This window comes from Microbacterium sp. AR7-10 (assembly GCF_001878835.1).
Lineage (GTDB): Bacteria > Actinomycetota > Actinomycetes > Actinomycetales > Microbacteriaceae > Microbacterium > Microbacterium commune.
On sequence record NZ_MJIR01000073.1, the window covers coordinates 1 to 9,919 of the forward strand.

At 71.9% G+C, this 9,919-nt stretch carries 10 protein-coding genes and 1 pseudogene; 10 read left to right on the forward strand and 1 reads right to left on the reverse strand.

Features of this window, described 5'->3' with window-relative positions; all coding sequences use genetic code 11:
• Positions 1–131: 131 nt before the first annotated feature.
• Positions 132–467 (forward strand): PadR family transcriptional regulator, encoded by a 336-nt coding sequence (locus BFN01_RS10180; RefSeq protein WP_071644049.1) that lies wholly within the window; start codon positions 132–134, stop codon positions 465–467.
• A 1-nt stretch (position 468) separates the two neighbouring features.
• The gene (locus BFN01_RS10185; protein WP_071644051.1) at positions 469–1,425 is read left to right on the forward strand and encodes a hypothetical protein; all 957 of its coding nucleotides are present in this window, start codon (positions 469–471) and stop codon (positions 1,423–1,425) included.
• 138 nt (positions 1,426–1,563) lie between these two features.
• Here the strand turns inward: BFN01_RS10185 and BFN01_RS10190 are convergent, their stop codons facing one another.
• Positions 1,564–2,262 (reverse strand): peptidylprolyl isomerase, encoded by a 699-nt coding sequence (locus BFN01_RS10190; protein WP_071644053.1) that lies wholly within the window; start codon positions 2,260–2,262, stop codon positions 1,564–1,566.
• 70 nt (positions 2,263–2,332) lie between these two features.
• Here BFN01_RS10190 and BFN01_RS10195 point away from each other — a divergent pair, with 70 nt between their 5' ends.
• The 8 genes and pseudogenes from BFN01_RS10195 to BFN01_RS15855 form a co-directional block, all read left to right on the forward strand.
• The gene (locus tag BFN01_RS10195; protein ID WP_071644055.1) at positions 2,333–3,244 is read left to right on the forward strand and encodes a 1,4-dihydroxy-2-naphthoyl-CoA synthase; all 912 of its coding nucleotides are present in this window, start codon (positions 2,333–2,335) and stop codon (positions 3,242–3,244) included.
• A 13-nt stretch (positions 3,245–3,257) separates the two neighbouring features.
• Positions 3,258–4,373, forward strand: coding sequence for an AMP-binding protein (locus BFN01_RS10200; RefSeq protein ID WP_071644090.1), 1,116 nt, complete (start codon positions 3,258–3,260; stop codon positions 4,371–4,373).
• Positions 4,374–4,398: 25 nt separating this feature from the next.
• The gene (locus BFN01_RS10205; RefSeq protein WP_071644057.1) at positions 4,399–5,190 is read left to right on the forward strand and encodes a methyltransferase domain-containing protein; all 792 of its coding nucleotides are present in this window, start codon (positions 4,399–4,401) and stop codon (positions 5,188–5,190) included.
• A gap of 147 nt (positions 5,191–5,337) precedes the next feature.
• On the forward strand, positions 5,338–6,552 hold the full coding sequence (locus BFN01_RS10210) for a sensor histidine kinase (RefSeq protein WP_071644059.1): 1,215 nt from the start codon (positions 5,338–5,340) through the stop codon (positions 6,550–6,552).
• 29 nt (positions 6,553–6,581) lie between these two features.
• Entirely contained in the window at positions 6,582–7,217 is a 636-nt protein-coding gene (locus BFN01_RS10215; RefSeq protein WP_071644061.1) for a response regulator transcription factor, read from the forward strand.
• Positions 7,218–7,320: 103 nt separating this feature from the next.
• Complete coding sequence (locus BFN01_RS10220) at positions 7,321–8,082, forward strand: ABC transporter ATP-binding protein (RefSeq protein WP_071644063.1); 762 nt, start codon at positions 7,321–7,323, stop codon at positions 8,080–8,082.
• Positions 8,083–8,099: 17 nt separating this feature from the next.
• Positions 8,100–9,548, forward strand: a complete 1,449-nt coding sequence (locus BFN01_RS10225) for an FtsX-like permease family protein (protein ID WP_071644092.1) — start codon at positions 8,100–8,102, stop codon at positions 9,546–9,548.
• Between the two features lie 77 nt (positions 9,549–9,625).
• Positions 9,626–9,919 (forward strand): annotated as a pseudogene (locus BFN01_RS15855) (phosphosulfolactate phosphohydrolase); the annotation flags it as partial.

Genomic DNA, 9,919 nt, shown 5'->3' on the forward strand with positions numbered 1-9,919 from the left:
GTGCTCGACGGTGTGGAACGGATCGACGCGGCGGATCTGCACCGAGGTGTTCATCGCCCCAGACTACGGTCGCGATGTGACCATCAATGTGCCATTGACAATAGTGTGTGTCACACAATATCGTCTCTCGCATGAGCGACAGCGAGTTCGACGTCCATCTGCAGGAGCTGCGGCGAGGCACCATCGTGCTCGCCAGCCTGCAGCTGCTGCGCACCCCGGGTTACGGGTACGGCCTGCTGGAGCAGCTGGCATCCGCCGGCTTCCCCACCGATGCCAACACGCTCTACCCGCTGCTGCGCCGACTCGAGAAGCAGGGCTATCTCGACAGCGAGTGGAACACAGACGAGGCGAGGCCCCGAAAGTTCTACCGCACCTCCGAGGCGGGCGTCCGCCTCGCGACCACACTGACTCAGGAGGTCGCGGCCATCGCCGCCGCGACCGCCGCGCTCCGCGACCAGGAGAACTGACATGACCGCCACACTGACCGACCGGTACATCGCCGCCACCGTGCGGAGCCTCCCAGCCGGGCTGCAGAAGGAGGTCGGCGACGAGCTGCGCGCCTCGATCGCGGATGCCGTCGACGCCCGCACCGCGAACGGCGAGGCTTTAGAGCATGCCGAGCACGCCGTGCTCACCGAACTGGGCGATCCCGCGGCGCTCGCCGCGGGATACGCCGATCGGCCGCTGCATCTGATCGGGCCGAAGTACTACCTGACCTGGTGGCGGCTGCTGAAGATCCTGCTCGCAATCGTGCCGGCCTGCGCAGTCGGCGGGGTCGCGATCGCGCAGGCGCTGGCCGGCGCGGGCATCGGCGAGATCATCGGCGAGGCCATCGTCGTCGCCCTGTCGGTGATCGTGCACGTCTCGTTCTGGACGACGCTGGTCTTCTTCATCCTCGAGCGGACGGGCGCCGACACCGGCGTCAGGTGGAGCGTCGATCAGCTGCCCGAAGATCCGCAGAACGGCACCGGGCCCGCCGATCTGATCGCCTCGCTGATCATGCTCGCGCTGTTCGCCGGGGTGCTCGTGTGGGATCAGCTGCGCGGCTGGACGGCCTCCGCCGATGAGCCGCTGTCGATCCTGAACCCTGGGCTCTGGCCGTGGGGCATCGGCGCGCTGCTGGCGCTGCTCGTCGCCGAGGCCGTGCTCTCGGTCGCGGTCTTCGCTCGCGGGCGCTGGACGATGACCTTCGCCTGGATCAACGCCGCCCTGGCGGCAGTCGTCATGGTGCTCGGCCTGACCGCGCTGATGAACGGGACGCTGTACAACCGGCGTTTCGTCGACGAGGTGTTCCTGAGCAACGGGGTGGGCGATGACGCCGTGATCGTCCTCGCCGTGCTCACCGGCATCGGCATCGTGGGCATCACCGTCGGCGACATGATCGACGGCTGGCGCAAGGCCGCTCGCGCCCGCCTGGCCCGCTGATCCGCGGCCGCCCTCCCGCGGCGAGCGCCGGCGAGCGCCGGCGAGCCCCGGGCCGCCCTCCCACCGCCGAGCTCCCGCCGCCGAGCGCCGAGACCCCNNGGGGTCTCGGCGCAGAAGACGGCGCCGCGGCGCGCGGCGTCAGCCCTTCGTGACGCTCTCGATCATGACCGGGGTCTTCGGGGCGCCGTCGGGGCCGCCGTTCTCGGTGCCGGCCGCGGCCACATCGGCGACGATCGCGGTGGAGGCCTCGTCGAGGTGTCCGAACACGGTGTAGCTGGGCGGCAGCTGGCTGTCGGCGTAGACGACGAAGAACTGCGAGCCGTTCGTATCCGGCCCGGCGTTCGCCATCGCGAGCGTACCGGCCTCGTACGTCTCCGATCCGTCCAGCTCGTCGGCGAACGAGTAGCCGGGGCCGCCCGTCCCCGTGGCGCTCGGGTCGCCGCACTGCAGCACGAAGATGCCCTCGGTGGTCAGGCGGTGGCAGGTGGTGCCGTCGAAGTAGCCCTGCTCGGCGAGCGAGAGGAAGCTGTTCACGGTGCACGGCGTCTTCGCGGCGTCGAGCGTCATCTTCAGCTCGCCGACGCCGGTCGCCACCGTGACCGGCACCTCGGCGGTCTCGGACGGCTCGGCAGCGGGCGCGTCGACCGCGGTCGACGCCGGACGGCCGTCCTCCGGGTAGGAGCACGTCCCGGATGCCTCGCTCGCAGACGACGACGGCGCGGGGTTCGATGAGCCCGGCTCGCCGGCATCCGGATTCGACGCGCAGCCCGTCAGGGCGAGCGCCGCAGCGGCGGTGAGAGCGAGCACGGAACGGCGGAGGTGAGTTGTCAGGCGCACGCCACGATCGTACGCGACCCGGTCGCACCGACCCGGTCGCACCGACCCGCAGGTGATTAGGCTGAGAGCCGTGACCGCCGACTTCGTCTCCGACATCTTCGACCCGTCCGAGTGGCAGCTCGCCCCCGGAGCCGAGGACTACACCGACATCACCGCACACGTGTCGCGCGACGGGGGCGTCGCGCGCATCGCGTTCGATCGGCCCGAGGTGCGCAACGCGTTCCGTCCGCACACGGTCGACGAGCTGTACCGCGCGCTCGACATCGCGCGCCAGGATCCGCGGATCGGCGCCGTGCTGCTCACCGGCAACGGCCCGAGCCCGAAGGACGGCGGCTGGGCGTTCTGCTCGGGCGGCGACCAGCGCATCCGCGGTCGCGACGGCTACAAGTACTCCGACGACGAGGCGACGGTGCACGACACCGCCCGCGCGGGTCGGCTGCACATCCTCGAGGTGCAGCGGCTGATCCGGTTCATGCCGAAGGTGGTCATCGCCGTCGTCCCGGGCTGGGCGGCGGGCGGCGGGCACTCGCTGCACGTGGTGTGCGATCTGACGGTCGCGAGCGCCGAGCACGGCAGGTTCAAGCAGACGGATGCCGACGTCGGCAGCTTCGACGCCGGTTACGGCTCGGCGTACATGGCGCGGCAGACCGGCCAGAAGATCGCCCGCGAGGTGTTCTTCCTCGCCGAGGAGTACTCGGCGCAGCGCGCCTACGAGATGGGCGCGGTCAACCGCGTCGTGCCGCACGCCGAGCTCGAGCGGGAGGCGCTGAAGATGGCGCGCACGGTGCTGACCAAGTCGCCCACCGCGATCCGGATGCTGAAGTTCGCCTTCAACGCCGTCGACGACGGGCTCGTCGGCCAGCAGGTGTTCGCCGGGGAGGCCACGCGGCTGGCCTACGGCACCGACGAGGCCGTCGAGGGACGTGACTCGTTCCTGCAGAAGCGCGACCCGGACTGGTCGCCCTTCCCGTACCACTTCTGAGCCCGTGGCCGAGGTGAGTCTGCGAACCGTCGACGGCGCGGATGCTGGCGCGGTGCGGGATGCCCTGCCGGCCGCGCTCGACGGAGCGGGCCCCCTGGCGCTCGGCTTCGAGCCCTCGGCGGAGGATGTGGTGCCCGAGGGCACCGCGGTGGTCATCGCCACCTCCGGGTCCAGCGGCATCCCCAAGCGCGTCGTGCTCAGTGCCGCCGCGCTGCGGGCGAGTGCCGCGGCGACCGCCGCGCGGATCGGATCGGGGCAGTGGATGCTCGCCCTGCCCGCCGCGTACATCGCCGGCGTGCAGGTGCTCGGGCGCTCGCTGCTCGCGGGGATCGACCCGGTGCTGCTCGAGGGCCGTTTCACCCCGGATGCCTTCGTGCGCGCGACCGCGACGCTGCGTGACGGCGTCGACCGGTTCACCTCGTTCGTGCCGGCGCAGCTCGCGACTCTGCTGGACGCCGCGGACGAGCAGCCGCGCGTGCGCGCCGCGCTCGCGTCGTACCGAGCGATTCTCGTCGGCGGACAGGCGCTGCCCGAGCGGCTGCGCGTCCGCGCCGACGCCGCGGGGGCGCGGATCGTGCGCACCTATGGCTCCAGCGAGACGGCCGGCGGGTGCGTCTACGACGGACGACCGCTCGACGGCGTCGGGCTCGCGGAGGTCGACGGCGAGGTGCGCATCAGCGGTCCGATGCTCGCCGACGGGTACCTCGGAGACGACGAGCGCACGGCCCAGGTGTTCGTGCCCGGCTCCGATGGCGTGCGCTGGTACCGCACCGGCGACGCCGGTACCATCACGCCCGCAGGTCGTCTCGCCGTCACCGGCCGGATCGACAACGTGATCGTGTCGGGCGGCATCAACGTGTCGCTCGACCGGGTGGAGCGGGTCGTGCGCGGCATCCCGGGGCTGGAGCAGGCGGTCGTGGTCGGCGTGCCCGATGAGCGCTGGGGCGAGGCATCCGTCATCTTCGCCGACGTGCCCCACGGAGAGCAGCTGCTCGAGGCCGCCCGCGCGCGCGTCGAAGCCGAGATCGGCCGGCATGCCCGGCCGGCGCAGCTGCGCGCCGAGCGGGTTCCGACGCTGGCATCCGGCAAACCCGACCGCGAGTCTCTGCGTCGCCTCGCCCGCGACTGAGCCACCGCTGCGGCAGACTGGCCGCATGGCCGTCTACACGCACGGGCACCACGATTCGGTGCTGCGCTCGCACAACAACCGCACGGTGGCGAACTCCGCCGCCTACCTCGCGGGGCACCTGACACCCGACGACCATCTGCTCGACGTGGGAGCGGGCCCCGGCAGCATCACCCTCGACTTCGCCGAGCGGGTGCACCGGGTCACGGCGACCGAGATCTCCGACGACGCGCTCGCCCTGTCGCGCTCCCTCGCCGCCGAGCGGGGGGCGACGAACGTCGACTTCTCCGTCGAAGACGTGCATGCGCTGAGCTTCGCCGACGACACCTTCGACGTCGTGCATGCCCACCAGGTGCTGCAGCACGTCGGCGACCCGGTGCAGGCGCTGCGCGAGATGCGCAGGGTCACCAGGCCGGGCGGCCTCGTCGCCGCCCGCGACGCCGACTATGCGGGTTTCATCTGGTTCCCGCTGCTGCCCGAGCTCGACGAGTGGCTGCGCCTGTACCGCGAGGCGGCGCGGCGCAACGGCGGCGAGCCGGATGCGGGGCGTCGCCTGCTCGCGTGGGCACGCGCCGCGGGCTTCACCGACGTCACCTCGACCGCGTCGACCTGGTGCTACGCGACGCCGGAGGAGCGAGCGTGGTGGGGCGGGATGTGGGCCGACCGCATCCTGCAGTCCGCACTCTCGACACAGCTCGAACGCGACGGGCTCGCGGATCGGGCGCAGCTGCAGCAGATCAGCGACGCCTGGCGCGCCTGGGCATCCGACGGCGACGGCTGGTATCTCGTCCCGCACGGCGAGATCCTCTGCCGAGCCTGAGACGGCCGGCCGCTACGCGTCGGCAGGTCCCAAATGGCCGCTTCAGTCGCCCGGAGGCGGCCATTCGGGCCCACTCGGCTGCCTCGGATGCCCGGATACATCTCGAGGCGGACGCGCGGCGCGCACCCCCTCCCGTAGCGTGAAGGGGTGATCCGCCGCATCCCCGCCCCCTGGCTCGTGCTCGACATCGTCGGGGCGATCGTCGGCCTGCTGATCACCGTTCCCCTGTCGCTGACCTTCAGCGGCGGGCAGCTGAGCTTCTGGATGCCCGATCCGCCCTCGGCCGTCATGCTCGTCGCGGTCTCGATGCTGCTCTGGGGGGCGGCCGCGATCAGCCGGCTCTCGCCGCCGATCGCCCTCGTCGTCGCGTGGACGGGCGCGCTGCTGCAGATGGCCGCGGGCCTGCCGCCGCTTCCGCTCGATCTCGCCATCTTCGTGGTGCTGTTCGCTGCCGCCGCCTGGGGCACGAAGCGCATGATGTGGATCGGCGGCGCCTCCGCCGTCGGCGGCGGCCTCATCGCCGGCGTCTACATCGGCGTGCTCCAGTACGACTTCACGGCCGCGGTGACCGCGCCCTCGCCGATCGAGATGCGGCTCGTGCTGCTGAGCATCACGATGGGGCTGACGATCGTGCTCTCGCTCGCCATGGCCTGGGGCGCCGGGCTGCTCTGGCGGCTGGTGCGCCAGAGCCGCGCGAACCGCGAGGCGCAGCTGCGTGCCGAGACCGCGGCGGCCGAAGAGCAGGAGCGCGTGCGCATCGCCCGCGACATGCACGACATCGTCGCGCACTCGCTCGCCGTGGTGATCGCGCAGTCCGATGGCGCACGCTACGCCGCGGCCGCGCGACCCGAGCTCGCGCAGGAGGCGCTGACCACGATCGCGCAGACCGCGCGCTCCGCGCTGTCGGATGTGCGGATGCTGCTGACCCAGCTGCGCCACCGGCAGGGCGACGGCCCCCAGCCCACACTCGCCGATCTGGAGACGCTGTTCGCCCAGGTGCGTCAGGCGGGCGTCGAGCCGCGGGTGTCGGTGGATCCGATGCCGCAGGCCGAACCGCCCGGCGCCGTGCAGCTGGCGGTCTACCGGATCCTGCAGGAGGCGCTCACCAACGCCATCCGGCACGGCGAGGGCGACGTCGACGTGCGTCTGTCGTGGTGGGCCGATCGAGTCGACCTTCTCGTGCACAACCGGATCCCCGGCGTGACCACGGCCGCGGACGCCCCGATGAGTGCGCAGGGCGGCCACGGCCTCATCGGAATGCGCGAGCGCGCTCAGCTGATGGGCGGAACGCTCACGGTGCAACATGAGCCGAGCCGCTTCACCGTGCGCGCTACGCTTCCGATCGGCCCCTCGGCGAACTGAGCGGGCCGCAGACGACCAGGAGGTCACGGATGATCAGGGTCGTGCTCGTCGACGACCAGGCGCTGTTCCGCGCGGGTGTGCGGATGCTCGTCTCGTCGCAGCCCGACATGGATGTGGTCGGCGAAGCGGGAGACGGCAGCGACGCGCTCGAGGTGATCGGACGCACCCGCCCCGACGTGGTGCTGATGGACATCCGGATGCCCGTCATGGACGGCCTGACCGCGACCGCGCAGGTGCTCACCCAGCCCGAGCCGCCGCGCATCGTCATGCTCACGACCTTCGACCTCGATGAGGCCGCGGCCCGGGCGATCCAGCAGGGCGCCAGCGGATTCCTGCTGAAGGACGCCGATCCGGAGTTCCTGCTCGCCGCGATCCGGACGGTCGATTCCGGGTCGAGTGTGATCGCGGCCTCCGCCACCCGCGAGCTGTTCGCGCACTTCACCACCGAGACCAAACCCGTGCCGGCCGAGTACGCCGACCTCACCGATCGCGAGCGGGAGATCTTCGCGCTCGCCGCACGCGGGCTGTCGAACTCCGAGATCGCGGCGCGCGAGTACCTCAGCGAGGCGACCGTGAAGACCCACATCAGCCGCATCCTGAATAAGCTGCGCCTGCGCGACCGCGTGCAGCTGGTCGTCTTCGCCTTCGAGCACGGCCTGGCCTGACCGGCGTACGCCTGCGGGCGCGCAGGGATCATCCCTGCGATGTACGCGGATGCCATCGCCGGGCCGATGTGCCGGCCGGGGCGGCGGAAATAGCGTCGAAGGCATGGAGATCACGACCTCGGACCTCGGCCTCGCCGCACGCGTCCAGCACCTCACCAAGACCTACGGCGCGGGCGCCGCCGGCGTCCGCGCCCTCGACGACGTCAGCGTCGGCATCCGCCGCGGCCAGTTCACCGCCATCATGGGCCCGTCCGGGTCGGGCAAGTCCACCCTCATGCACATCATGGCCGGTCTCGACGCCCCCACCGAGGGGCGCGCCTGGATCGGCGACACCGAGATCACCGGTCTGGACGACCTCGAGATGACGATTCTGCGCCGGCGCCGCGTGGGCTTCATCTTCCAGGCGTTCAACCTCGTGCCCACGCTCGATGCGCTCGGCAACATCCTGCTGCCCTTCGAGCTCGACGGGCGCCGGCCGACGGCCATCGAACGGGCGCGCATCGACGGCCTCGTCGAGCGCCTCGGTCTGGCATCCCGCCTCACCCACCGGCCGCACGAGCTCTCGGGCGGACAGCAGCAGCGCGTGGCGATCGCCCGCGCACTGGCCACCGCACCCGACCTCGTGTTCGCCGACGAGCCGACCGGCAACCTCGACTCGCGCAGCGGCCGCGAGGTGCTCGCGCTGCTCGCCGGGGCGAGCCGCGACCACGGCCAGTCGATCGCGATGGTCACGCACGACGCGATCGCGGCGAGCCACGCCGACCGGGTGCTGTTCCTCGGCGACGGCCGGATCACCGCCGACCATCCGAAGCAGAGCGCAGAGCAGATCGCCGCGTACATGCTCGCCGCGGAGGTCGCGGCGTGAGCGCGCCCGCCGCGACGATGTCGCCTCTCGAGCCGACCCGCCCGCGCCAGGCACGCCTCGGCTGGCTGCGCGAGCGGGGGATGGGAGCGAGCATCCTGGTCTCGGCGCTCGCCGCCGCCTTCGGTGTGATCCTCGTCGAGGTGACCGCCTACCTCGCAGCGGTGCTGCAGTCCGACCCGTTCATCGGCGACAGCGAGGTGCTCGCCATCGTGGTGGCGATCCTGTCGGTGCTGCTCGTCGCGGTCGCGATGTACGTCGCCGCGATCGTCACCGCGAACACGTTCTCGACCATCATCGCCGGCCGGACGCGCCGCATCGCCTTGCTGCGTCTGATCGGCGCCTCGGCCCGCTCGCAGCGTGCGGAGGTCACCGGTCAGGGGTTCGTGGTCGGCCTGATCGGAGCGGGCGTCGGTCTGGTGGTCGGCGTCGGCTTCGCGGCGCTCGGGGTGCTTGCCGGCGAGCTGCTGCTCGATCGCGCCCCGGCGGAGTTCACGCTCGCGCAGCCCGGTGTGCTGTTCCCCGTGGTGGGCGTGGTGCTGACGACGTGGCTCGCCGCCTGGATCGGGTCGCGTCGTGTGCTCACCGTCACGCCCCTGCAGGCACTCGGCGGCTCGGTCGAGCGCACGCACGCTGAGGAGGCCGGCCGCCGTGGCAGCCACGTGGGGGCTCTGGTGCTGATCGTGGCCGGAGCGGCGCTGCTGGCCGCCGGCGTCCTGCTCGGGCTGATCACGCCGCTGGGCGTGGTCGTGGCGTTCTTCGGCGGGCTGTTCTCGTTCACCGGCCTGGCGACCGCGTCGCCGCTGTTCATGCCCCCTGTGCTGCGCCTGGTCGGCCGGTTGTTCGGCAACGAGGCGACGGCGCGGCTCGCGGCGGAGAACGCGCTGCGGTATCCGGAGCGGTCGAGTCGGATGGCGATCGGCGTGGTGATGGGGGTGGCGCTGGTGACGATGTTCGCCGTCGCGCTGGAGTCGGTGAAGGCGCTGCTGATGCGCCAGAGCGAGGGAGAGTTCGTCGACGGCTTCTTCGCCCCGCTGGACGCGTTCGCGAGCATCATGATGGTGCTGGTCGCCGTGTCGGCGGTCATCGCCGCGGTGGGCCTGGTCAACTTGCTCACCATCGGCGTCGTGCAGCGTCGTCGTGAGCTCGGGCTGCTGCGCGCGATCGGACTGACCTCTGCCCAGGTGCGCCGGATGGTGCTGCTCGAGGCCGTGCACATCACGGTCGCCGCCACCCTCACCGGTCTCGCGCTCGGCATCGCGTACGGGTGGATCGCCGCGCAGGCGCTGCTCGGCTCGGTGCCCGTGCTGCCCGACTTCGAACCGGCCGGGCTCGTGTACCCGGCGGTGCCGTGGATCCCCGTGGTGATCATCGTCGTCGCGACCGCCGTGCTGACCGTCGTCGCCGCGGTCACCCCGACTCGCCTCGCGACGCGAGTCGCCCCCGTCGAGGCGCTCGCCGCCGACTGAGCACTGCCCTCCAGCCGGGCTGCGTGCGGGTGGCGCAGCCCGGCATCAGATATCCGGCGGCGGATTAGGCTGGATGGATGCCCTCCCCGTTCGACCAGTCCTCGTATCAGGTGCGCTTCGACTGGGGCGCGGACGGGCTCGCTCGGCTCGCGCCCGCCGGCATCGTGATCGTCGTCGACGTGCTGCGCTTCTCGTCCACCCTCGCCGACGCCGTCGCCGCCGGTCAGCGCGTCACGCTCGAATCGGCTGTGTCGTGGTCGACGAACGGCGCCGCGGTCGCCTTGGCCGCGTCAGCCGCGGCTGGTCCGGATGCCGGTCCCGCGACGGTGCTGATCGGCGGCATCCGCAACGCCGCCGCGACCGCTCGGGCG

Excerpts from the sequence above, each read along its gene's own strand:
- BFN01_RS10180 (WP_071644049.1), top strand. The coding sequence starts at position 132 with ATGAGCGACAGCGAGTTCGACGTCCATCTGCAGGAGCTGCGGCGAGGC.
- BFN01_RS10205 (WP_071644057.1), top strand. The coding sequence starts at position 4,399 with ATGGCCGTCTACACGCACGGGCACCACGATTCGGTGCTGCGCTCGCAC.
- BFN01_RS10185 (WP_071644051.1), top strand. The coding sequence starts at position 469 with ATGACCGCCACACTGACCGACCGGTACATCGCCGCCACCGTGCGGAGC.
- BFN01_RS10225 (WP_071644092.1), top strand. The coding sequence starts at position 8,100 with ATGTCGCCTCTCGAGCCGACCCGCCCGCGCCAGGCACGCCTCGGCTGG.
- BFN01_RS10220 (WP_071644063.1), top strand. The coding sequence starts at position 7,321 with ATGGAGATCACGACCTCGGACCTCGGCCTCGCCGCACGCGTCCAGCAC.
- BFN01_RS10215 (WP_071644061.1), top strand. The coding sequence starts at position 6,582 with ATGATCAGGGTCGTGCTCGTCGACGACCAGGCGCTGTTCCGCGCGGGT.